Genomic DNA, 21,486 nt, shown 5'->3' on the forward strand with positions numbered 1-21,486 from the left:
TGTTTTGGTTACCCAGTTCAACGCCTGGAGGAAAGCATCCAAGGTCGCATCCAATTTTGCGGCTTGCGACTCAGACACCTTGAGCTTGCAGGAAATGGTCAGGACTTGGGTCATAGTTAGGTTATATTATGACTCATTATGACTCCGAATTCCTCCCGGTCCTTGCACTGTAGGCAAAGGGGAGGGCTCCTGTGCCTTCTAGCTGACAATTGGGAAATGGTAAAGAAAAAGTCTTTGCGAGATCCTGCAGGTTTCATTCGCGTCAGCGGTGGGGAGCACTTTTGTAGTTGATGGAAAAGTTGACTTGGCTGAATCTGGGTAAACGCCTTAACCATCCTCTCAAGGGGGGTTGGCCGCGCTGGCTCAGCAGTTGGACGCTGCTGACCTTGGCATTGACGGGCTTACTTTTGATTCCCACTCTGACGGTGCTGCTCAGCCTTTTTGCCGACGAGCGGCAGGTTTGGGAGCACCTGGCCGATACGGTCTTGGGGCTTTATGTGCGCAATAGCCTGGTGATGATGGCAGGGGTGGCGGCGGGGGTCATCCTGGTGGGCAGTGGCACCGCCTGGCTGGTGACCATGTGTCAGTTTTGGGGGCGGGCCTGGCTGGAATGGATGCTGGTGTTGCCCTTGGCGGCTCCCACCTATGTGTTGGCCTATGCTTACACCGATTTTTTGCAGGTGACCGGCGGTTTCCAGATCTGGCTGCGGCGGATTACGGGTTGGGGGATCGGCGACTACTGGTTCCCCAACATTCGCTCGTTGTGGGGGGCAATCCTGCTGCTGATCCTCACCCTCTATCCCTATGTTTATCTCTCGGCCCGGTTGGCCTTTCAGGAACAGTCGGTAGCCTGTTTGGAGGTGAGTCGCTCCCTGGGTTATGGGCCTTGGGCCAGCTTTCGTAAAGTGGCGTTGCCGTTAGCTCGACCGGGCATTGTGGCCGGCTGTCTGCTGGCCTTGATGGAGACCCTCAACGATTTCGGTACGGTCAGCTATTTCGGGGTAGATACCTTTACAACCGGCATCTACCGCACTTGGACGGCTCTGGGCAATCCGGTGGCGGCGGCTCAGCTTTCCGCTCTGCTGTTGCTGCTGGTGCTGCTGCTGATGGCGGTGGAGCAATTCTCCCGCCGACGGGCGCGCTACTATCGCCAAGGGTTCAAACCCACCTCAACCCGTTACCGCCTACAAGGGATCCGGGCGGTGGGGGCCTGGCTGGCCTGTGGGATCCCAATTGGGCTGGGCTTCGTCGTTCCGGCCTTGATTCTGCTCCACATGACCCTGCGGCAGGGGGAGTTGGGTCGCCGCTTTTGGAGCTACGCCCAGAACAGCTTTTGGCTATCCACCATCACGGCTATCATTGCTGTTTCCGTGTCGGTGGTGGTGCTTTACGGGCTGCGGCTGCAGGGGGGATCCCCGTGGGGCCTGCGGCTGGCGGTGCAGTTGTCTTCTCTGGGCTACGCGCTGCCGGGAGTGGTGATCGCGGTGGGGGTTCTGATTCCCCTAGGGTGGTTGGATCAACTGCTGAGCTACCTGCGGCAGGTGGTGCTGCAACAGCCACCCGGCCTGGTGATCGGCGGTACCCTCACGGCTTTGGTGTTCGGCTATCTGGTGCGGTTTTTGGCCGTTTCTTTGGCCACCGTTGAGGCCACGCTGCTGCGCATTCCCCCCAGTTTGGATGAGGCAGCCCGCAGCCTGGGGCAGGGATCCCTGGGTACCCTCTGGCGGGTGCATTTGCCCTTGATGAGCGGTGGCATCTTGGGGGCCATGCTGCTGGTATTTGTGGATGTGATGAAGGAGCTGCCGGCCACGATGGTGCTGCGGCCCTTCAACTTCGACACCTTGGCGGTGCAGACCTACCGTTTGGCAGCCGATGAGCGTCTGGCGGAAGCAGGGGCACCGGCCTTGGCCATTGTCTTGGTGGGGATCTTGCCGGTGATTCTGCTCAACTCCCAGATGGCGCGGCAACGCAACCTCGGCTCCTCAGGGGATCTCCTTTGAGAACCCTACAAGGCCTCCGCTCCGGCCACCACCTCCAGGATCTCCTGGGTAATAGCCGCCTGGCGAGCTTTGTTGTAGGCAAGACCCAGCGTGCGAATGAGCTCGCTGGCATTGTCGCTGGCGTTGTTCATGGCCGTCATGCGAGCTGCCAATTCGCTGGCCGCCGCCTCCTGCAAGGCCCGTAGCAACTGGTTGTTCAGGTACAGCGGCAGCAGTGCATCCAAAATCTGCACGGGATCCTGCTCAAAGATCATGTCCTGAGGTGGGGCCGAGACCGCTGCGATGACTTTGCTGCGCTCGACAGTAAACTCTCCGCCCCGCACCAAAAGACGAAAAATTTCATCGTCTTGAGTGGCCAACCGCGACGGATCGAGGGGCAACAGGGATTGCACCACCGGACGGGAGCTGATCAAAGAGACAAAGCGGGTATAGAGCAGCTCTACCTTGTCCACCTTCTCCGACAAGAAGGCCGAGAGGAGCTGATCTCCAATCTGGGCAGCCTCAGCCGCCGTGGGGATCTGCGACAAATTCACGTAGGTCTTGGCGATGGGAGCGGAGCGCCGCTGGAAATACTGCACCGCCTTGCGGCCCACCAGGTAAAGCTGCACCTGCTGCCCTGTCTCCTGCAGCTCGCGAACCCGCTCCTCGGTGCGCTTAATCACGTTGGCGTTGTAGGCTCCGCACAGGCCCCGATCCCCGGCCACCACCAACAGCCCCACCGTCTGGATGGGGCGCTGCTTCAGCAGAGGCAAGTTGACATCTTCCAGCCGCAGCCGAGTTTGCAGCCGATAGAAAACCTGGGCCAGTCGGTCGGCGAAGGGACGGGTGGCCATCACTTGCTCTTGGGCGCGCCGCACCCGAGCTGCTGCCACCAGCCGCATGGCCTCGGTAATTTTGCGGGTGTTTTTCACCGCCTTGATGCGATCGCGGATGCGCTTGAGGTTTGCCATAACCTACTCCCTCTATTTTGGTGGTCGACAGGGATCCGGGCCAGGAGAGATCCGCGTCACCCTAGGCCGCCTTGGCCACGAAGCTCTGCTTGAACTCTGTGATGGCCGTTTTCAAGATTTCTTCTGCCTCGTCGGTGAGTTGCTTGGTGGAGAGGACGATCTCGCCGTACTTGGAATGGGTGGTGCCCAGGTAAGCCAAAAGGCCCTGCTTGAAGCTGGAGACCTTCTCCACCGGAATGTCATCCAAATAGCCTCGTGTTCCCGCATAGATAATGGCCACCTGCTGATCCAGAGACAGGGGAGAGTATTGCGGCTGTTTCAGCAACTCCTGCAGCCGTTGGCCGCGGGCCAACTGCTTTTGGGTGGCCTCATCTAGGTCAGAGGCAAATTGGGCAAAGGCTTCCAGATCCCGAAATTGGGCCAGTTCCACCTTGATGGAGCCAGCCACCTTTTTCATCGCCTTGGTCTGAGCCGCAGAGCCGACGCGGCTGACGGAAATCCCGACGTTGATGGCCGGGCGGATGCCAGCGTTGAACAGATCCGATTCCAAGAAGATCTGCCCATCGGTGATGGAGATAACATTGGTGGGAATGTAGGCCGATACGTCGTTGGCCTGGGTTTCCACGATCGGCAGCGCCGTCATGGATCCCTCTCCCAGTTGGCTGCTCAGCTTGGCGGCTCGCTCCAATAGCCGCGAGTGCAGGTAGAACACATCCCCAGGATAAGCTTCCCGACCGGGTGGACGGCGCAGCAGCAGCGACATTTGCCGATAGGCCACCGCCTGCTTGGAGAGGTCGTCATAGACCACCAGGGTGTGTTTGCCCTGGTACATGAAGTATTCGGCAATGGTGGCGCCACAGTAGGGGGCCAGCCACTGCAACGGAGCTGGACTATCGGCGCCGGCAGCCACCACAATGCTGTAGTCCATGGCCCCTCGCTCGGTCAGGATGCCCACCACCTGGGCGATGGTGCTCTGCTTCTGACCAATGGCCACGTAAATGCAGATCACATCCTGCCCTTTCTGGTTCAGGATCGTGTCCACCGCAACGGTGGTCTTGCCGGTTTGGCGGTCGCCGATGATCAGTTCCCGCTGCCCCCGCCCGATGGGAATCAGGGCATCGATGGCGGTAATGCCGGTTTGCAGAGGCTCGTACACGGAGCGGCGATCGACAATGCCAGGTGCCGGAGATTCGATCAGGCGAGACTCCGTACACTGGATCGGGCCTTTGCCGTCGAGGGGGTTGCACAGGGGATCCACCACGCGGCCCAAGAGGGCTTCCCCCACCGGGATGCTGGCAATCTTGCCCGTGGATTTGACGGTGGATCCCTCTTGGATATTCCGCCCGGAGCCGATCAGCACGGCACCGATGTTGTCTTCTTCCAGGTTGAGGGCAATACCGGTGGTGCCATCCTCAAATTCCAGCAGCTCGTTGGCCATCACCTTATCCAAACCGTAGATGCGGGCAATGCCATCCCCCACCTGCAGAACTGTCCCCACATTGGAGACCTGCATCTCCTGGTTGTACTGCTCAATCTGCTGTTTGATGATGGTGCTAATCTCGTCTGGGCGAATGGTAGGCATAGCAGTCCTCTCAAGTAATGGGAAGGGATCCTCAAAAACCAACTTAGGCCAACTGCAAGGCCAGCCGGCGCAACTGTCCACGCAAGCTGAGGTCGATCACCTGGGATCCAATCTTGATGACCACCCCTCCCAGCAGCTCCGGATCCTGAGTGGCTTGCAACTCCACACCGCTGGCCTGGGTGAAGTCCATCACCCGCTCGCGAATCGATTGCTGCTGAGCTTCCGTCAAGGGTATCGCTGTCGTCACTTCGGCCAGGACGATGTTCTGGAGCTTCCGCTGCAGATCCAAAAAGCGCCGGCAGACGGCCCCGAGAAACATGATACGGCGGCGGTCGGTCAACAACTTCAGCGCATTCAGCAGCAGAGGGTGGATCTGATCGGCAAATACTTGCTGCAGCAGGTTCTTTTTGGCCTCGGCCTTGATCACCGGGTTGGCGAGAAACTGGCCCAGCTCCGGCGTAGCCCGCAAAACCTCGGCAATAAAGCGCATATCGGCGGCAAAAGTGTCCAGCAATCCCTGGCCTGATCCAAGAGCAATGAGAGCCTCGGCATAGGGATCCACCACCTTCTCGGCCATTGTGCTGCTGATCATACCTTTCTCCTCCTTGAGAGCTAGCGGGCAATCATTTGGATCCCTCTCTCGATCAGGCTGCGGTGGGTCTCTTCGTTGAGGTGCTGCGGCAACTCCTGCTCCACCTTGCTCAGGGCTTGGCGAACGATCTGCCGACGCAACTCCTGAAAAACCCGCTCCTGCTCGCTAGACAACTCTTTCTCGGCATTGGCCCGCAGCCGCTCAACTTCCCGCTCCGCCTGCTCCAACAACTCTTGCCGACGGGCTTCGGCGTTGGCTTCCGCCTGCTTGCGGATACGTTCAGCCTCCTGCTGAGCCTGGGCCAGCTTTTGCTGCTCCTCCGCCAGCTTCTCGATGGCTTCCTGTTTGCGCTGCTCCGCCTGCCGCAGTTCTTCTAGGATCCCCTCCCGCCGCTTGGCCAGGGCTTCTCCCACCACTTTGCGACCCAAGATAAACAGCAAGGTGAGAATGATCGCGATGTTGATCAGGTTGCTCTCGAGAATCTTGGCCAAGAGATCCCCCTCTCCTGCCTTGGCTTCTGGGAGTAGCTCCGTGGTCTCGGCCACAGCCAAGATCCAACCGGCCACCCAACTCCACACAGGCATCGCAAGCTCCTCCAAAAGTACTTCCAACCAGCGATCTAACGAGCACTGCCCAACAGTTTCTGGGTAATCTGGGCGGCAATGGCATCCACCTGCTGCTGCAGCTGTTCGAGGGCTGCCTGCTTCTCTTGCTCGACCTGTAGCCGCGCCGCCTCCAGCTTCTGCTGGATCTCTGCCTGCACAGCAGCCAGTTTCTCGGAACGAATGCGAGCAGCTGCAGCCTCTGCCTCAGCGATCACCTGCTGGGCTTGCAAGCGGGCCTGGCTGATCTCAGACTCATACTGTCGGGTCAACGACACCGCCTTGTCCAACCGCTCTTGGGCTTCCGCTTGAGTGGTGCGGATGTAGTCGCTGCGGCTGTCGATAGCCCGCGTAACCGGCTCATAGAAGAGGGAGTTGAGCACTGCCACCAACAGCAAAAACTGAATGGCAATCAGGGGCAGGGTGGCATCCAGATCGAAAAGACCACCTTTTTCAGCCGCTTCAACAGCCAATAGAGTTTGGAAGAGCATGGGTGTTATGACCCCAACAGAAACTTAGGTCTACCGTCAGGCCGGGTTGGGGGGCGGATATGGCTCACCTCGGCCATCGCTGCGGCCCGCCCCCGTAGGACACTAGGCGAAGGGGTTGGCAAACAAGAGCACCAAAGCCACCACCAAGCCGTAGATGGTCAGAGCTTCCATGAAGGCCAGGCTAACCAGCAGGTTGCCGCGGATCTTGTCTTCCGCCTCCGGTTGGCGGGCCACCCCTTCCATCGCAGCAGCAGCGGCGTTCCCCTGTCCGATCCCAGGACCCAGGGATCCCAGACCAATGGCCAGAGCAGCAGCCAGAACAGAAGCAGCAGAGGTTAACGGATCCATAGTGAGATGCTCCTTGGTGATTGACACAACAACAACGTCTCTTGAGCTTCAGAGGTGATCGGGTCTGATACACTACAGCCTCAAATCACTCCCTTGTCGGCGGCTTTCAGAACCAATCTGTCAGCCCCAACAAACCTTACCAAAAGAAGGGATCCCTTGCGCTGACCCATTTGAGATGATCCTCCCGAAAAGGTTCAAGATGGATCGACCGACCAGCGGGATCAATCGTGGTGATCCCCTCCTCCATGACCTTCCAGCGCCTCTCCAATGTAAGCTGCCGAGAGGGTTGAGAAGATCAAAGCCTGAATCGCCCCCGTAAACAGAAACAAAATCATCACCGGCACGGGGATAAACAAGGGCACCAGCAACACCAACACCGCAATCACCAGCTCTTCGGCCAGGATGTTGCCGAATAGACGGAAACTCAGGGAAAGGGGCTTGGTGAAATCTTCCAAAACGTTGATGGGCAGCAGAATCGGGGTAGGCTCGATGTACTTTTTGAAGTAAGACAGCCCCCGCTTGCTGATGCCGGCCACGAAATACATGATGCTGGTGAGCAGCGCCAACCCGGCAGTGGTGTTGATGTCGTTGGTGGGGGAGGCCAACTCCCCTTCCGGCAGGGGAATTAACTTCCAGGGGAAGAGGTTGCCCATCCAGTTGGAGACGAAGATGAACAGGAACAAGGTGCCGACATAGGGTACCCAGGGCCGGAAGTTTTTCTCGCCAATCTGGGCACGGGCAATGCTCTGCACAAATTCCAGGGCATACTCGACAAAGTTTTGCAGACCAGCCGGCTCCCGCTGCAGTTGACGGGTGCCCAAGATAACCACCGTCAAGATCAGGGCAATGGCGATCCAGCTGGCGATCAAAACCTGCCCGTGAACCGTGAATTTGCCCAGGTGCCAGTAAAGGTGATGGCCGACCTCGAGTTCTGCCAAAAGAGGAGGAGAGGAGAAGGACAGGTTCATGAGCATCGCACAGAAGAAGATGAACGGGTCAAGGTCTGGACAAGATGAATGAGCAGGGTGACCTTGTAGGTCATGAACCCCAAAAAAATGGGCAAAATCTGCAAAGACTTCACCTGAGTGGCTAGAATGATCAGCCCGACAAACAGAGCCAAGCGCGTCACCCCCAAACGGTTGCGGCTTTTGCCCAGCTCCGCTACGCCGCGGCCCAGCATGCGCAGATAAACCACGCCAACAACCGCCCCCAGCAAGTAGTTGGCAGCTACCCCCAGAGAGTAAACCAGGGCCACTCCCACGGCAATGGCCAGACTTACCCCCAAGGTAACCAGCACCAGCCACAGCTGCAGCGCTTCATAGCTCCCGCTGCCAGCAACTGCTGCCCCCCTAGCTCCACCCTTCACCTTCCTCGCCAAATCGGGCTTCCCCAGGGCAAGGGGTGGCTCTGACGCAACTGGATCCCCTGTCTCTTCCTCCCGCTTCGGAGAAGGAGGTGCATTCTCCAAGGGAGGCAGTGGTCTGGGCTTCCACTGGGTCGCCTTCCAACGGGTAGAACTGTGAGAGAGGAGTCTGGAAGAACGGGCCATGGTTTCGAGGTCATGCCTCTCAAGGTTTGACCTTAACCCAAGATAACACGATTAAGTAACAATACTTAATGAGATTAAGTTGGGCCAAGGTCTGAAGGAGACTCCGCTGGTCGCTCAGACAGGCAGCTGGCCTTCCGAACGACAGGGATACTCCTCTGAGGAGCTAGCTAAGAATCTACCACTTTCGGGGATCGGTAGCGGCAAAATGGAAAACTTTCTGAAAGCTGTCTGGTGTAAAGTTTTGCTGGGGATGGTCAGCAGGCGTTAACATTCCGTAACTCTCTGTGTCCCGTCCTGGATCCCCCAGGTTTCATATACTAAGGGGCAGGAGTGGCAGAGGGTGAGGATGACTCCCCAGAGTTGGCTGGTGGATGCAATCTGGCTGGACTACCGCTTGGCAGTGGCGCTGACGGTGGTGATGCCTTTGCTACTGCTGATTTGGGCTTTTGCGGTGGGGTTGCGGCCCTTGATTCAGCTATTGATCGTTTATTGGCGGGTATCGAGCCTCTTGGCGGTGACGGTGTACCTGATGATTGGGGGCCTGCCCGTCAGCTTTCTCAGTGGAGCAATGGCGCGGCTGTTGATCTTGGTTTGTCTTTGGTTTTGGCGGGATTGGAGTGCTGCTCTCGAGCAGTCGAGAAGCTGGGCGGCGCGAGCCTTTTTGCTCTGGCGGTGGGGCCTGACTGGTTATATGGGGGCCGGGATCCTCTTTTCGGGGGCCTTTGTGCCCTGTGCTTTCCGCACTTCTCTGCCAGAGGAGTGCCGGGCTTGGTTTGGGCCACCGCTGGGGTTTCGGGAGATCTTCCATCCCAATGTATCGCCGGAGCTGCTGGGGAGCGTGGGGGCCTGGGGGCTGGTGGCCTACCTGCTCTACAGCCTCTACTTTGTCTGGCGGCTGCGACCCGGAACTGATAAGGGGGAACTGGAAGCATGAGGGCCCTGCCTTGGCCCTTGGCCTTGGAGCGCTATAGCCAAGACCACCCGCAAGAGGTGCTGCGGGTGGAGGTGGAAAGCGAGGGAGAGTCTGATCTGGTGCTGATCTACCGCGGCTACAGCAGCTCCTTGCGCCGACCCACTCCCCCCGATCCCGAAGCGGCGGTGATCCCTCCCCAGGCCCGCTTTTTGCAGTTGGAGCGCTTGGCTGCCCCCTATCACCCCGATCGCTCACGGGTTCTGGCTGTCTATCGCAACTGGGGAGAGCTAACAGCATGGCTGGCCCAAGAAGGGATCCCGGTGGCGGAGTAAGGGATCCCTGGCACCTACCGCCCCACAGGGCTGGGTTGCCGCTGGAGGATGGTGTATTCTGCCGGCTGCAAAAGCGAGCGTCCTGTCATTTCGGGGGGCTGAGGCAGGCCCAAGATCTCCAGCAGGGTGGGGGCCACGTCGGCCAAAGTGCCGTCGGAGCGGAACTTGACATCGCCGCCACAGCCGGGGATTTTGCGCCTTTCCCCCTCCACCAAAATGCAGGGAACGGGGTTGGTGGTGTGGGCCGTCCAGGGGTTGCCGTTCTCATCCCACATCAGCTCGGCATTGCCATGATCCGCCAGGATCAAAGTGGTGCCTCCTGCATCCACCACTGCCGCCAGCAACCTGCCCAAACAGCGATCTACCGTCTCCAAAGCGCGGATGGTGGCTTCGTAGTTGCCGGTGTGGCCCACCATGTCGGGATTGGCATAGTTGAGCACCACCAGGCTGTATTCGCGGCGGGCGATGGCCTCTATCGCTTTGTCGGTCACTTCCACTGCCGACATCTCTGGCACCTGGTCGTAGGTGGTCACCAGCGGGCTTTGCACCAGGATGCGATCCTCACCGGGGAAGGGCTGCTCAATGCCGCCGTTGAAGAAGTAGGTGACATGGGCGTATTTTTCCGTCTCAGCAATGCGCAATTGCTTGAGGCCGGCCTCGCTCACCACTTGGCCCAGCAGGTGATCCAGGTTCTGCGGCTTGAAAAGCACCTGCACCGGCAGCTCCGCCTCGTACTGAGTCATGGTGATGAAGGTGAGATCCGGCAGCAAGGGGCGCTGAAAGCCTGAGAAATCTGGGCAGACAAAGGCTTGGGTAAGTTGGCGGGCGCGATCTGGGCGGAAGTTGAAGAAAAGCACTGCATCGCCGGGTTGCACAGCCCCTGGAGCCAGGCGAGTGGGCGGGATGAACTCGTCTGTGAGATCCTGGGCATAGAAAGCTTCCATCACCTCCGCGGCGCTTTGTCCACGGCCAGGGCCGTCTTGGGTCATGATCTCGTAGGCCTTTTGGGTGCGCTCCCAACGGCGATCCCGATCCATGGCGTAGTAGCGTCCGCTCAGGGTGGCGATGACGCCATTGCCCAGCCATTGCAGCTCTTTTTCCAGGGCGGCCAGAACTCTGGCACCATCGCGGGGCAAGGTGTCGCGGCCATCGGTGATGGCGTGGACATAGGCCGGAATCTCAGCCTGGGCCGCCAGCTTGAGCAACCCATAGAGATGGTCGATGTGGGAGTGAACCCCCCCCTCGGAGCAAAGGCCAACGAAGTGAAAACGGCCCCCTCGCTCTCTGAGCTGGCGACAAACTTGCATCAACAAGGGATCCTGGAAGAGGGATCCTGTCTCTATCGCGTCGCTGATGCGCACCAATTCCTGCGGCACCACCCGCCCTGCCCCCAAGGTCAGGTGCCCGACTTCAGAGTTGCCCATCTGTCCTGCCGGCAGGCCCACGGCCCGACCCGAAGCTTGCAGCAGGGTGTGGGGATAGGCAGCCCAAAGGCTATCCAGGACAGGGGTTTCCGCAGCCAGCACCGCGTTGCCATCGAGAGCATCCCGATAACCCCAGCCATCCAGGATCACCAAAACCACAGGTGCTACCGATTGCGAATCCATGAAATGGCCTCTCGTTTTATTTAAGACATAATACCAGCCCAGGCAACACGATACCGGATCTTACATTTGCACTCAAGATTTCAATATTATCAATCTTCTTTTGAGAGGATAAGGAAGTGCCTGCACAGGCAGGATGGAGTCTTTAGAGCCAACTCCTATGGACAACTGTGCTGCGGTCAAGAGTATTTCTGCGGATGAAATTGCAGATGGGATCCTCAGGGGCTGGGCTGCAACCGTTTGCGCAGAGACTCCGAGCGCCGCTTAGCAATGGCATTTCGGGGATCCAACTTCAGGGCAGTTTCGTAAGCTTCCAGGCTTGGGCCATAGAGATTTTTCTTCTCATAGGCATGGGCCAGATTGTTCCAAGCAGTTACATAACCGGGATCCGCAGCCACGGCATCCTTGTAGTAACGGATGGCCAAGTCGTACTGCCCCTGGCTGAAGTAGGCAAAACCGAGGGCGTTGCAGACGGGGGGAATGTTCTCCCCGGCCACTTCTAGGGCTTTTTTAAGCTGGGCAACCGCCTGGTCGTAGAGGCCCTTTTGCAGATAGACGCTGCCCAACTCGTAGTGCTCCTGCGGGGATCCCTTGCCTTTGCTCAGGCGGGGCTGCAGCTCACGGATGACCTTTTCCTGGGCCCGTACCCGCAGCACCTCCCGCAGGACAAAGAAGCCCGCCACGCCGAGGATACCGGCCAGAGCCACCAAATACAGGAGGGGAACGTTAACGCCCATTTTGCTTGATCCACTTGCCTGTGACTGGCCTCGCTGGCGTCACGCCTGCAGGTGAGCCTCGATAAACCAAAGATCTTTGTCAATCTGGCGCGAGATCTCGGTGAACAGGTCTGCTGTGTCGGCATCCCCCAGTTCGGTGGTGCGGTCAATGTTGCGGCGGACGGAAGCTGCATATTGAGCGTAACGGGCTGCCAAAGCCTGCAGGTGATCCCGGCCCTCTTCAGCGGCCAGATCGTACTCCGGCAAGGTGGAGGTTTGGGCAACGATGCGAGCCGTGCCGCGGGCGATGCCCCCCAGCGCCGTAACCCGTTCCGCCAGCATGTCCACGTAGTTTTCCAGGGTGCTGGCAAAAGTGTCGAACATCTCGTGCAAGGCGATGAAGTGCATGCCTTTAACGTTCCAGTGGGCCTGTTTCACCTGCGTCTTCAGATCCAACGTGTCTGCCAAGGACTGGTTGAGCAGCTCCACCAGTTGCGCGCGAGCCTCTGCCGGCAAATCGATCTGGGTGGGGTAGAGACGGGTTTTCTCGGCGGTAACCATGCCTAATCTCCTAATTGTGTTTCCATTATCGGGGATCCGCTTCGGCTTCCCAACTGAGCCCATAGTAACACAAACTCAGAATGAGTATGAGTTAGGAGGAGTCTATAGAGTTACTTGCCGATGCAGAAGCGGCTGAAGATCTGATCCAGCACCGATTCCGAGATCTCCTCGCCGGTGATCTGGCCAAGGGCATGTAGGGCGCCCCGCAGGTCGATGCTCCAAAAGTCCAGGGGGAGCTGAGCTTGGATGGCCTGCCCCACCTGTTCCAGGCTGGCTTGGGCTTGTTGGAGGGCAGCGGCCTGCCGCTGGTTCAGGCTTATCTCCAGATTGGGCTGGGGACGTCCCTGGGTGATGAGCTGCTCCAGGGCTTTTTCCAGCTCCGGGATCCCTTTCCCTTGGGCGGCAACGGCGGGGACGCGGTGGGCAATTTCGGGGGGGAGAGGGATCCCCTCTGGCGGGGCGAGGTCGGTTTTGTTGATCACCAGGATGAGGGGGCGATGGCGGATCGACTCGTAGATGGCGGCGTCGGCAGCCGTCCAGCCCGCTTGGGCGTCGATGACCAGCACCAGCACATCGGCAGCCTGGGCTAGGCGTTGGGAGCGCTCCACCCCCAGCCGTTCCACCGGATCTTCGGTGGCGCGGATGCCGGCAGTGTCCAGCAGTTGAACGGGGATCCCTTTCACCACCAGGTGGGATTCCACCACGTCGCGGGTGGTGCCGGGCAGATCGGTGACGATGGCCCGATCCTGTCCTGACCAAGCATTGAGCAGGCTGGACTTGCCCACATTGGGCCTCCCGACAATGGCCACCTTCACCCCGGTGCGCAGCAGTTGTCCCCGTTCTGCCGTGGCCAGCAGGGCTTGCATCTGGGCTTGAATAGCTTGGAGCCGGGCCTGCCAAGCGGCAACATCCAAGGGGGGCAGATCCTCTTCAAAGTCGAGGCGAGCCTCAATTTCTGCCAACAAACTCAGCAGCTCCTGGCGCAGGGCGCGAATGGATCCCCCTAGCTTGCCCTGTAAGCCCGCCAAGGCCATCCGGGCTGCCTGAGGGGAGCGGGCCGCCACCAGATCGGCCACACTCTCGGCCTGGGTGAGGTCAATGCGGCCATTCAGAAAAGCGCGCAGGCTAAACTCCCCCGGCTGGGCCAACCGCGCCCCCTGCCGCAGGCATTGTTGCAACGTGGCCTGAACCACCATGATGCCACCGTGGCAATGCAGCTCTGCCACATCTTCGCGGGTGTAGGAGCGGGGGGCTTGCATCCAAACGGCCAGCGCTTCGTCTAGAATTTGGCCTTTCTCATCGTGGATCCAGCCGTAGAGGAGCCGATGGCTCTCCCAGACTGCGTTGCGGCGGGCAGGGGTGAAGATGGCTTGGACAATGGAAAGGGATCGTGACCCGGAAAGGCGCACAATCCCCACACTGCCCTGTTCAGGCACTACCGCAGTGGCAATAGCAGCGATCGTATCGGCCAGTGGGGCAGTCGGATCCATCTTGAATGAAGCCCTGAGGGAGTTCGAGCAGCCGTTGGATTACAGATCGGCATCCACCGATTACCAAAAAACTGGGTTTAAAGCCCTGCCCTTCTAGGACGACTTTTATCTCGTTAGACCTGCGCTAAAGTGTGCCCATGCGCGTTCCAGAAGCCAAGCTCCTCAACGGCACAGCCCAGCAGTACCAAGCCTTGGACGAGGCCATCCGCACTGCCCAGTTTATCCGCAACAAATGCCTGCGCCACTGGATGGATAACCAGGGGGTTGGCAGAGCTGCCCTCTATGCCCTCTGCAAGAACTTGGCCAGAGAGTTCCCCTTCGCCCAGAAGCTTAACTCCTCTGCCCGACAAGCCAGCGCGGAGCGAGCTTGGTCTGCCATCTCCACCTTCTACCGCCGCTGCCAGAACCAGGAAGACCAAAAAGGCTGTCCCCAGTTCCAGAAACACTGTCGCTCTGTGGAGTACAAAGTCTCCGGCTGGAAGCTGGCAGCAGATAGGATGTCCCTCACCTTCACAGATGGCTTCCAAGCAGGCACCTTTGCTCTGTATTGCAACGGCGAGGTGCGGCAGGACATCCTCACCCTGAAAATCAACCGGTGCGGGTGGTGCGGAGAGCCGATGGCTACTACGCCCAGTTCTGCCTGGACGTGGAGCGTCAGGAGCAGGTGGAGTCCACCGGCCAGGTGGCGGGGCTGGATGTGGGCTTGATGCACTAACAAGGTAGAGTGCCCCAAATTCTTGCGTCGTGCCAAGAGGAGGTTGAAGCGACACCAGCGGAGGTTAAGTCGGAAGTATAGGAAGGGGATCAAACCCCAATCTAAGAACTACCCAAAGCAGAGGAAGCGACTGGGCAAGGTGCATCTCAAAGTCCAGCGCCAGCGCAGAGACTGTGTCATCAAGGTGACCCGGTGCGTGGTACTCGCCTACGGCGACGCGGAGCGCTTTGTCTCACGACATTGTGGCGTATGAGGACTTGCCGGTGCGCAACTTGGTGAGGAACCACCACTTGGCCAAGGCCATTCGCGATGCCAGTTGGAGTTTATTCACCGGATGGCTGGACTATACGGAAAGGTCTTCAACGAATAAAGGCAGCCAGATTTCTTAGGGCTTCGTTGTCCATCCAGGAAGGGGGCACAGGACGTCATTCATAGATAGAATCCGAGCCATCGTAGCTACGGGGATCCCGCTGGTACTTCATCAAGGCTTGAAGGGTATCTCGGGGTGGAGTAGAACCGCGCAAGTCCTTCAAAGAGAGGGAAATGTTGGGAGCCGACAAGGTGGCACCGCCCACATGACAATTCGAGCAGGCGGACTGAAAACGATTTTTGACATCCTTGACATACTCCCCTGCCCAAAGGCAGGAGATTCTGGTTCCTGGCTCTGCGACAGCACTTACCGTGTTGGGCTGCCCCTCTACGACAGCGGTGCTCATCTCCCCAGGCATTCCCCCTTGCGGGGCAGTTCCCTAAACCCAGTTTTCTTGGTAAGGATGAATGCGAGCCGCCACCGGACTGGCCAGCCCCAGCCACAACAAGGCCAGGATCCCGACCTAGGCCTAGAGGCGAGACGGGATCCGACATCTCATAGGCAACTTCCGATCCAGACCTAGAGATAGGCCGATAGGTCGCTGTGGCTTTCGTTCTTGGTACCACCCCAGCCGGGAACGGTCTTGGCCTGCACCAGAATGTAGCCCGCAATCAGCTTCAGATCCTCGTCGGTGAGGTTGCGCAGACGTGGATACTCACTGGTGAGCTGGGTGTTGGGGTGATACTCCAACAGAGACTCCACCCCGTCATAGGTGACTGGATTCTTGATGTAATCCACAATCGCCAGCACATTATCCCGTGGGGGAGTTGCCCCCTCCAGATCCGAAAGCTTCAAGCTCACATCCGGGTTGGGATAGGTCTGGCCGCCCACATGGCACTGGGCGCATGCGGTGTTGAATAGCTTCTTCCCTTTGGCCAACTGGGCTTCGGTAAAGGTAATAGACTCAGTTGGCGACAGAGCCACTGCAGGAATATCCCTAGCTGCAAACACTGGAGCCAGACCCCAGCCAAACCCAGCCATCAACGCAGCCAACAGCAGGACAAGCAACCGACGACGCGCTGGCGCAAACACCTTCTGAAAAGAAAAAGCTTTGCTAAACATGGTTCTCCGTAGATCAGTCTAGAAAGAGGAGAGGTGGGCTCCACTCCAGCCACAAACCCGACAACAGGATCAAGAATAGACCATTAAGAGATCATTTGCAGATGGGATCCGGGATAGTTTCCCAATGGTTCCATTTGCCTTTGGTGTTAAGTTTGATTACGGAGCTATGGCCTGTTGGGAGTCTGTTGGCCGAGAGCTGACTTGGCCACAGCCCAGTCGAGAGAACTGAGCGGGTAATGAGCAGGTAATATAGAGCTTGGCTTGCTTGCCTGGCAACCTCAGAGCAGGAGAATACGGCAGACTCCGTTCCAGGTTTTCCCCATGTCCTCTATCCGATTCCAGCCGTTGCGGGTGGCTTTCACCTGTGCGGATCCCAGTCAAGTGCAAATGCCCGTTGCCGATTTGCTGGCGGCCTTGCCGGCCTCACCGCTTCTGACCTACACAGACCCGGAAGCAGCGGACTTGCGGGTAGAGCTGTTGCCCGATGCCACTTATCACTTTTACCGGCGGGGGGAAGAGGTGGCTCTGGCGGCCTTCCGGATCCCGGTGAAGAAGCTACTGGCCCTACCTCGCAAGCTGGTGCGGCTGTTGGAGCACGTGGCTGCTTTTGGTAATCTTTTGAACCTGCAACCTGCCAGCGATGCGCTGAGCAGCATCTTGGAAGTGGAATTTCTCCAACTGGAAACCCCGGCCAGCAGCTCTGCCCCTGCCGAAGTGAGCCCCCTGCCGCGGGATCCCCAAGGGAAAGTGCAAATCCAAGCAGGCCGCAACCTGGCCATTGCCCTGAGAAACAGAGCCCCCACTCCAGTGCATGTTTATGTCACCGTCTTTGACGAGCGGCGGTACAGCGTGGATTTGGTTTACCCCTATCAACCAGATCTGCCTGCCCGTTTACGTCCCAACGAGAGCCTGCTGATTGGCTCTGGCCCCCGCTACCTGCTGCAGATGCAGCTGCCAGAAGGAACAGACGTAGCGGTGGATCGCTTCAAAATCTGGGTCAGCAGCACCAGCATGCAGCCAGGCATTATGGTGATGCCCCCTCTGGGGCAACGGCTGGAACCTCCCTCAGAAGATCCCTACGGGGCCGGATCCCGCCTGGATCGGGAAGTCCGGCTGGCCATTCTGGGCAAAGCAGGCAGCACTCCCATGCCAGCTTTTGCGGAGGATCCCTGGTGGTGTATGGAACAAGCTGTCAAGATTGTAGCCTAGCTAGCTTTTGTCAGGTGCTCTTTCGGACATGACTTTTCAGAATTTTGATAAAGGTCGGCTCAACATCGTCAACGCCGATTACTGACAGCTTATAACTGGAAGACAGGCTAATTTTCTTATCCTGATCAACATCAGTCAAGACTACAAAAGCCTGATTCTGCTGAAGACCAAGACTGGAAGCCAACCTAGAGTACTTGTCTATACTTTCATGATAATCACCCGTTTTGGATTCTACCCAGTAAAACTTATCATTGACATAAAAGAATAAATCTATTTCGAAATCATTTCCATCCGGCAAAGTAACTTGAGTATTCATGATGTAAGAAAAACTGATCTTTTTGCCTTGCTGACTGGCAATCTTTACTAGCTTTTCTTTGACATATCGCTCCAGCCATCCTCCTGATAGAAAGTTCAATGCATTTGGGTCTCTGCTCGGCTTTGCTTCTATAGATCTAGGAGACTTCAAATAATGGTACTCCTCCAAGAAGGCGATACTATAGAGCATATTCGCAAGTTGGCAACTATCTGATACTACCTGGTTTGGCTCGTCTTTCAGAATCAGGGAGAAAGCCTCTCCTTCGTTCATGTTTGACTTTATCGACTTGTAGAGTTTTCTAATTGAATAATATCTATCTCCCATAAAGTTGGATATCTGATTTAGCTTGCTGTTCAGTTTGCTACCAACCCTACTTGCTTCCTTGGTTTCCAAGCTTTTAATTCTTATTCCTTTAGACCACAGAAACAGAAATAAAGCTAACCTCAACTTATCACGGCTGATATGATCAATGACTTCCTGGGAACTTTCCTCAAGCGCTTTGACAACAGCAACTTCTTGTGAGTCCCAACTTACTGCTTGATTTGTCGCTCGATTTTCCAGAATGGCTAGCTGATTGTTCAGTTGCTGGCCATGTTCGGCCAACTTTACAGATATAGCTTGTAGAAGGTCTCTGCCCCAGTCCTGTAGCAAGCTTTGCTGGCTGTCAGCAAGGCGAAATTTAAACTCTTCAAGGGTAGCTTGGACGGCCTGTAACTTTTCCTGTAACTTTTGAGAAATCTTGTCTACCAATCCTTCGCTCAACTTGATGAGTGCTTTGTCCGGGTCGTTGAGTTCTTGGCTGTGTTGGCTTAGCTGCGAAGATATATCTCTGATAATCTCTCGTTTCCAGATTTCCAGTTTAGGACTGGCCCCATACTGGCGAGCAACGTAAATGCCTACCGAGAAACCAACAGCTGCCCCAATCAATAAAACCAAAACTAAGTCCATCAGATACTCCTGTCCTCTGCTGCTGTTACTTTTCTTTCCAGTTAACTGGATTACCTGCTTGCCTCAACATGCTAGGAGGAGATAGGTGAATTTTCAAGCAGATGGGGACCTGCCTCTGACCGAAGCTGGGCGCCGACAAGGGATCCCAGCCAGCCTTGCTGAAGGGCTTCTTGAGCAGGAGTCAGCTCAGGCAATACCTCCAACCTATAGACATCAGGCCGGGGGGGATCCAACGGGATCCAGAAATGTTTCAACTGATCGGCTTGAAAAACGCTCAAACAAATGATCTGGTGGGGCTGATAGGCCGTCAAGCGTTCCGCCAAGTTGGTAGCGCTCACCCTGAACCCATCCAGGGCCACCAGCTCATCGCCGGCCCAGATGCCCGCTTTTTGCGCCGGGGATCCCATCTCCACTGTGCTGATGCGATTGCCCTCGCCGTTGAAATTGAGGCCCAAGTAAGGGCTGGGGTTGGGGCGGCTGAAGTGGGCTTTAAGGGTGAGGCCAAAGGGGTGTAGGTAAGTGTTGTAGTCCAGCTCTTCCGTGCCTTCCACATAGGCGGAGAAAAACCGGCCAAGATCGGCACCAGCTGCCCGCTCAAACGCCTCCCGCAAGTCTTGGTCGCTGTAGCCCTTCCCTGACCGACCAAAGCGCTGCCACAGATCCTGCAAAGCTGTATCCAGGGATCCCTGACCGCCGGAAAGGTGGCGAATGTGCAGATCCAGCAGCCAACAGACCAAAGCGCCTTTTAGGTAATAGGAAACCTGGCTGTTGAGGGTGTTTTCGTGGGGGCGATAGAGTTTGATCCAAGTATCGAAGCTGGATTCGCGCAGCGACTGCACGGCCCGGCCCGGAGTACGCTGCAAGCGGCCAATCTGTTCGGAAAGAATCTTCAAGAAATCGCCGGCACTGAGGATCCCTGCCCTCAACAAGATGACATTTTCGTAGTAGCTGGTCGCTCCCTCACAAAACCACAGGCATTCCAGATAATTTTCCTGGTTGTAATCGATCTTTTCCAATGCCAGAGGACGCAGACGCTTGACATTCCAGGCATGAAACAACTCGTGGGCCAGCAAAGACAAAAACCGACGATAGGACTCTGGCTGATGCAGCTCTAGCCCAGAGTAAAGAAGGGTGGTGCTGTACTTGTGCTCAAGGCCACCAAATCCTCCCGGCGACAAATGCACGATAAACCAGTAACGGTCATAGGGTAGCCCACCAAAAAATGCGGCTGTGGTTTCGACAATGGCCTTGGCATCAGCGACAGCCCGCTCCACATCCAGAGTGCCCGCCCCCCAAACCACAAGGTAATGCGGGATCCCTTCCACCTCAAACGATTGCATCCGATGCAGGCCCACCTCCACCGGGCTATCCACCAGCTCGTCGTAGTCTTCCGCCACAAAAGACTGGCCGGAAGTGGGATCCTCAGAAGGAGAGGTCAAGGGCCGCAAACTGGTGGCGATGTGCCAATCCGGCTTGGGGGGGATCACCGTCAAAGTGTAGGGTTCCCGCTCGCGACCGGGCACGTAGAGAAACAGCGCTGCCCCGTTGAAATAGGCGTGGGTCAAATCCAGATGGTTTGTGCGCACCGTCAGCTCATAGGCATAGACCCGGTAGCACACCTTCACGGCAGAACAGCCCGGCGGATCGATCTGCCAGGTGTTCTTGTCCACCTTCCGCCAGGCCAAAGGGATCCCTTGCTCGGTTGCCGCCTGAAACTCCTGCACGTGACGGGCATATTCCCGCACCAGGTAGGATCCCGGCGTCCACACCGGCAGTCGCAGCCGCAAAGGCACCTCTGGATCCACCTCTTGGATCTGCAGTTCCACCTCCAGCAGGTGATTGGCCGGATCCGGCATCCGCACTGTGAAATGCTGGCGGCTCAGTTGAGAAGGTGCAGCAACGATAACCTCTGGGATCCCCATAGATAGATAGATAGAATGTTCCAACCCACTCCACTCTCTACCGCCAAGGGCCGACGCAACCCCCAGCGACAATGGCTCTTATCCTAACCCCTGCTTTCGGTTGGGGATCCCTTTCTGGGGCAAAAACGAGACTCAAAAATGTAGCGCGTGCTACAAAGATACCTAGGCAGAACCTTCTACTTTAGGGTAAATCTTGGTATCCTCGTAGATTCTGAAGTCAATGGGTTGCAACCTAGCCTAATGCTTCTAGATTGATCTTAATAGGTTGATCTTAGGTATAAACTGACCTTAAAAGGTTGATGAGTATGGCGGTGGCCGTAGCGGAAAAATCTCTGATCACAGCCTTCAAGCAATTGGGAGGCCCTCACCATCCTCCGGTTATCGAAACGTTTGAGCGCGGGAAGACCATTTTTTTTCCAGGGGATCCGGCGGAGCGGGTTTACTTTTTGGTGAAGGGAGCCGTTAAGCTCTCGCGGGTCTACGAAATGGGGGAGGAAATCACCGTTGCCCTCCTGCGCGAAAACAGCATCTTCGGCGTGCTCTCCTTTATCACAGGACAGCGCTCTGATCGCTTTTATCACTCGGTGGCTTTTACGCCTACTGAGTTGCTCTCTCTGCCGATCGAGCAGGTGGAAAAATCCTTGCAGGAGAACGCCGAACTGGCCATGTTGCTGGTTAAAAGCCTGTCGTCCCGCATTTTGCAAACGGAGATGATGATCGAGACACTGGCTCATCGCGACATGGGATCCCGTCTGGTCAGCTTTTTGTTGATCCTCTGTCGCGATTTCGGAGTGCCTGGCCCGGATGGGGTCACCATCGATCTCAAGCTGTCTCACCAGGCCATTGCCGAAGCCATTGGCTCAACCCGCGTCACCATCACCCGCCTGTTGGGAGAGCTGCGCAAGAAGAAGTACATCTCCATTCACAAGAAGAAGATCACCGTACACGACCCGATGCGGCTGAGCCATCGCTTTGCCTAGAAGGAAGAGGAGAACACTTCCTGAGCAGCACCTTGCCCAGGCAAACCCCGCTCGATGGTTGGTTGAAGCTCTGGCCGGCCTATGTTCAATCTACTGCTGCAGCCTTGAAGAATCTCTGTGCCCGAAGGACAGACTTAAAGTTTTCTGGAAGCTGACCGGATCGCGGGCAAGAATCCACTAGTCTATGTGGGGATCTGGCTTTGGCCAGAGCTGTCTAGCCAATTGCTGAGGTGT

At 57.2% G+C, this 21,486-nt stretch carries 21 protein-coding genes and 1 pseudogene; 6 read left to right on the forward strand and 16 right to left on the reverse strand.

Annotated features, from left to right (window positions below; translation table 11 throughout):
- Positions 1-290 precede the first annotated feature (290 nt).
- Positions 291-2,000 (forward strand): ABC transporter permease, encoded by a 1,710-nt coding sequence (locus ACVWYZ_RS11830; protein ID WP_457467172.1) that lies wholly within the window; start codon positions 291-293, stop codon positions 1,998-2,000.
- A 5-nt stretch (positions 2,001-2,005) separates the two neighbouring features.
- Here ACVWYZ_RS11830 and ACVWYZ_RS11835 read toward each other — a convergent pair whose 3' ends face one another.
- From ACVWYZ_RS11835 to ACVWYZ_RS11870, 8 genes are all read right to left on the reverse strand, one after another.
- Positions 2,006-2,950 carry a F0F1 ATP synthase subunit gamma gene (locus tag ACVWYZ_RS11835; RefSeq protein WP_414330493.1) on the reverse strand — a complete coding sequence of 315 codons (945 nt, stop codon included), beginning with the start codon at positions 2,948-2,950 and terminating at the stop codon, positions 2,006-2,008.
- A gap of 61 nt (positions 2,951-3,011) precedes the next feature.
- Positions 3,012-4,532, reverse strand: coding sequence for a F0F1 ATP synthase subunit alpha (atpA, locus tag ACVWYZ_RS11840; protein ID WP_457467173.1), 1,521 nt, complete (start codon positions 4,530-4,532; stop codon positions 3,012-3,014).
- Between the two features lie 43 nt (positions 4,533-4,575).
- Positions 4,576-5,124, reverse strand: a complete 549-nt coding sequence (gene atpH, locus ACVWYZ_RS11845; protein ID WP_414330491.1) for an ATP synthase F1 subunit delta — start codon at positions 5,122-5,124, stop codon at positions 4,576-4,578.
- Positions 5,125-5,144: 20 nt separating this feature from the next.
- Positions 5,145-5,708, reverse strand: a complete 564-nt coding sequence (locus ACVWYZ_RS11850; protein ID WP_457467174.1) for a F0F1 ATP synthase subunit B — start codon at positions 5,706-5,708, stop codon at positions 5,145-5,147.
- Positions 5,709-5,743: 35 nt separating this feature from the next.
- On the reverse strand, positions 5,744-6,217 hold the full coding sequence (locus tag ACVWYZ_RS11855) for a F0F1 ATP synthase subunit B' (RefSeq protein ID WP_414349846.1): 474 nt from the start codon (positions 6,215-6,217) through the stop codon (positions 5,744-5,746).
- A gap of 102 nt (positions 6,218-6,319) precedes the next feature.
- The gene (gene atpE / locus ACVWYZ_RS11860) at positions 6,320-6,565 is read right to left on the reverse strand and encodes an ATP synthase F0 subunit C (protein WP_235280127.1); all 246 of its coding nucleotides are present in this window, start codon (positions 6,563-6,565) and stop codon (positions 6,320-6,322) included.
- 221 nt (positions 6,566-6,786) lie between these two features.
- Positions 6,787-7,533: a F0F1 ATP synthase subunit A gene (gene atpB / locus ACVWYZ_RS11865; RefSeq protein ID WP_414330483.1), complete on the reverse strand. Its 747-nt coding sequence runs from the start codon at positions 7,531-7,533 to the stop codon at positions 6,787-6,789.
- On the reverse strand, positions 7,530-7,943 hold the full coding sequence (locus tag ACVWYZ_RS11870; protein ID WP_457467175.1) for a hypothetical protein: 414 nt from the start codon (positions 7,941-7,943) through the stop codon (positions 7,530-7,532). Before ACVWYZ_RS11870 ends, atpB begins: the two co-directional genes overlap by 4 nt.
- A gap of 517 nt (positions 7,944-8,460) precedes the next feature.
- On the opposite strand from ACVWYZ_RS11870, the gene ACVWYZ_RS11875 reads away from it, so the two are divergent.
- Positions 8,461-9,048 carry a DUF3177 family protein gene (locus ACVWYZ_RS11875; RefSeq protein WP_457439747.1) on the forward strand — a complete coding sequence of 196 codons (588 nt, stop codon included), beginning with the start codon at positions 8,461-8,463 and terminating at the stop codon, positions 9,046-9,048.
- Complete coding sequence (locus ACVWYZ_RS11880; protein ID WP_414522999.1) at positions 9,045-9,359, forward strand: DUF7734 family protein; 315 nt, start codon at positions 9,045-9,047, stop codon at positions 9,357-9,359. Before ACVWYZ_RS11875 ends, ACVWYZ_RS11880 begins: the two co-directional genes overlap by 4 nt.
- A gap of 14 nt (positions 9,360-9,373) precedes the next feature.
- Here the strand turns inward: ACVWYZ_RS11880 and gpmI are convergent, their stop codons facing one another.
- From gpmI to mnmE, 4 genes are all read right to left on the reverse strand, one after another.
- The gene (gene gpmI, locus ACVWYZ_RS11885) at positions 9,374-10,966 is read right to left on the reverse strand and encodes a 2,3-bisphosphoglycerate-independent phosphoglycerate mutase (RefSeq protein WP_457439750.1); all 1,593 of its coding nucleotides are present in this window, start codon (positions 10,964-10,966) and stop codon (positions 9,374-9,376) included.
- 215 nt (positions 10,967-11,181) lie between these two features.
- Complete coding sequence (locus tag ACVWYZ_RS11890) at positions 11,182-11,700, reverse strand: tetratricopeptide repeat protein (protein WP_414522997.1); 519 nt, start codon at positions 11,698-11,700, stop codon at positions 11,182-11,184.
- Positions 11,701-11,739: 39 nt separating this feature from the next.
- On the reverse strand, positions 11,740-12,240 hold the full coding sequence (gene dps / locus ACVWYZ_RS11895) for a DNA starvation/stationary phase protection protein Dps (protein WP_414344460.1): 501 nt from the start codon (positions 12,238-12,240) through the stop codon (positions 11,740-11,742).
- Positions 12,241-12,350: 110 nt separating this feature from the next.
- The gene (gene mnmE, locus ACVWYZ_RS11900; protein ID WP_457467176.1) at positions 12,351-13,730 is read right to left on the reverse strand and encodes a tRNA uridine-5-carboxymethylaminomethyl(34) synthesis GTPase MnmE; all 1,380 of its coding nucleotides are present in this window, start codon (positions 13,728-13,730) and stop codon (positions 12,351-12,353) included.
- A gap of 137 nt (positions 13,731-13,867) precedes the next feature.
- Between mnmE and ACVWYZ_RS11905 the strand changes: the two are divergent.
- A pseudogene (locus tag ACVWYZ_RS11905) lies at positions 13,868-14,792 on the forward strand (RNA-guided endonuclease InsQ/TnpB family protein); the annotation flags it as partial.
- Positions 14,793-14,870: 78 nt separating this feature from the next.
- On the opposite strand, the gene ACVWYZ_RS11910 reads toward ACVWYZ_RS11905, so the two are convergent.
- Both ACVWYZ_RS11910 and psbV read right to left on the reverse strand, forming a co-directional pair.
- The gene (locus ACVWYZ_RS11910) at positions 14,871-15,161 is read right to left on the reverse strand and encodes a cytochrome c family protein (RefSeq protein ID WP_414357017.1); all 291 of its coding nucleotides are present in this window, start codon (positions 15,159-15,161) and stop codon (positions 14,871-14,873) included.
- Between the two features lie 173 nt (positions 15,162-15,334).
- Complete coding sequence (psbV, locus tag ACVWYZ_RS11915; protein WP_011434097.1) at positions 15,335-15,877, reverse strand: photosystem II cytochrome c-550; 543 nt, start codon at positions 15,875-15,877, stop codon at positions 15,335-15,337.
- Positions 15,878-16,198: 321 nt separating this feature from the next.
- Here psbV and ACVWYZ_RS11920 point away from each other — a divergent pair, with 321 nt between their 5' ends.
- Complete coding sequence (locus ACVWYZ_RS11920; RefSeq protein ID WP_414343577.1) at positions 16,199-17,086, forward strand: hypothetical protein; 888 nt, start codon at positions 16,199-16,201, stop codon at positions 17,084-17,086.
- A gap of 10 nt (positions 17,087-17,096) precedes the next feature.
- Here the strand turns inward: ACVWYZ_RS11920 and ACVWYZ_RS11925 are convergent, their stop codons facing one another.
- Positions 17,097-18,350, reverse strand: coding sequence for a hypothetical protein (locus ACVWYZ_RS11925; protein ID WP_457467177.1), 1,254 nt, complete (start codon positions 18,348-18,350; stop codon positions 17,097-17,099).
- A gap of 71 nt (positions 18,351-18,421) precedes the next feature.
- Positions 18,422-20,296, reverse strand: a complete 1,875-nt coding sequence (locus tag ACVWYZ_RS11930; protein ID WP_457467178.1) for a M61 family metallopeptidase — start codon at positions 20,294-20,296, stop codon at positions 18,422-18,424.
- A gap of 281 nt (positions 20,297-20,577) precedes the next feature.
- Between ACVWYZ_RS11930 and ntcA the strand changes: the two genes are divergently transcribed.
- Entirely contained in the window at positions 20,578-21,252 is a 675-nt protein-coding gene (gene ntcA, locus ACVWYZ_RS11935) for a global nitrogen regulator NtcA (RefSeq protein ID WP_011434093.1), read from the forward strand.
- Positions 21,253-21,486: the final 234 nt, after the last annotated feature.

The organism is Thermostichus sp. MS-CIW-37 (assembly GCF_054060065.1).

Coding starts and splice junctions, on each gene's coding strand:
- ACVWYZ_RS11830 (WP_457467172.1), top strand. CDS start 291: ATGGAAAAGTTGACTTGGCTGAATCTGGGTAAACGCCTTAACCATCCT.
- ACVWYZ_RS11835 (WP_414330493.1), bottom strand. CDS start 2,950: ATGGCAAACCTCAAGCGCATCCGCGATCGCATCAAGGCGGTGAAAAAC.
- atpA (WP_457467173.1), bottom strand. CDS start 4,532: ATGCCTACCATTCGCCCAGACGAGATTAGCACCATCATCAAACAGCAG.
- atpH (WP_414330491.1), bottom strand. CDS start 5,124: ATGATCAGCAGCACAATGGCCGAGAAGGTGGTGGATCCCTATGCCGAG.
- ACVWYZ_RS11850 (WP_457467174.1), bottom strand. CDS start 5,708: ATGCCTGTGTGGAGTTGGGTGGCCGGTTGGATCTTGGCTGTGGCCGAG.
- ACVWYZ_RS11855 (WP_414349846.1), bottom strand. CDS start 6,217: ATGCTCTTCCAAACTCTATTGGCTGTTGAAGCGGCTGAAAAAGGTGGT.
- atpE (WP_235280127.1), bottom strand. CDS start 6,565: ATGGATCCGTTAACCTCTGCTGCTTCTGTTCTGGCTGCTGCTCTGGCC.
- atpB (WP_414330483.1), bottom strand. CDS start 7,533: ATGAACCTGTCCTTCTCCTCTCCTCCTCTTTTGGCAGAACTCGAGGTC.
- ACVWYZ_RS11875 (WP_457439747.1), top strand. CDS start 8,461: ATGACTCCCCAGAGTTGGCTGGTGGATGCAATCTGGCTGGACTACCGC.
- ACVWYZ_RS11880 (WP_414522999.1), top strand. CDS start 9,045: ATGAGGGCCCTGCCTTGGCCCTTGGCCTTGGAGCGCTATAGCCAAGAC.
- gpmI (WP_457439750.1), bottom strand. CDS start 10,966: ATGGATTCGCAATCGGTAGCACCTGTGGTTTTGGTGATCCTGGATGGC.
- ACVWYZ_RS11890 (WP_414522997.1), bottom strand. CDS start 11,700: ATGGGCGTTAACGTTCCCCTCCTGTATTTGGTGGCTCTGGCCGGTATC.
- dps (WP_414344460.1), bottom strand. CDS start 12,240: ATGGTTACCGCCGAGAAAACCCGTCTCTACCCCACCCAGATCGATTTG.
- mnmE (WP_457467176.1), bottom strand. CDS start 13,730: ATGGATCCGACTGCCCCACTGGCCGATACGATCGCTGCTATTGCCACT.
- ACVWYZ_RS11910 (WP_414357017.1), bottom strand. CDS start 15,161: ATGAGCACCGCTGTCGTAGAGGGGCAGCCCAACACGGTAAGTGCTGTC.
- psbV (WP_011434097.1), bottom strand. CDS start 15,877: ATGTTTAGCAAAGCTTTTTCTTTTCAGAAGGTGTTTGCGCCAGCGCGT.
- ACVWYZ_RS11920 (WP_414343577.1), top strand. CDS start 16,199: ATGTCCTCTATCCGATTCCAGCCGTTGCGGGTGGCTTTCACCTGTGCG.
- ACVWYZ_RS11925 (WP_457467177.1), bottom strand. CDS start 18,350: ATGGACTTAGTTTTGGTTTTATTGATTGGGGCAGCTGTTGGTTTCTCG.
- ntcA (WP_011434093.1), top strand. CDS start 20,578: ATGGCGGTGGCCGTAGCGGAAAAATCTCTGATCACAGCCTTCAAGCAA.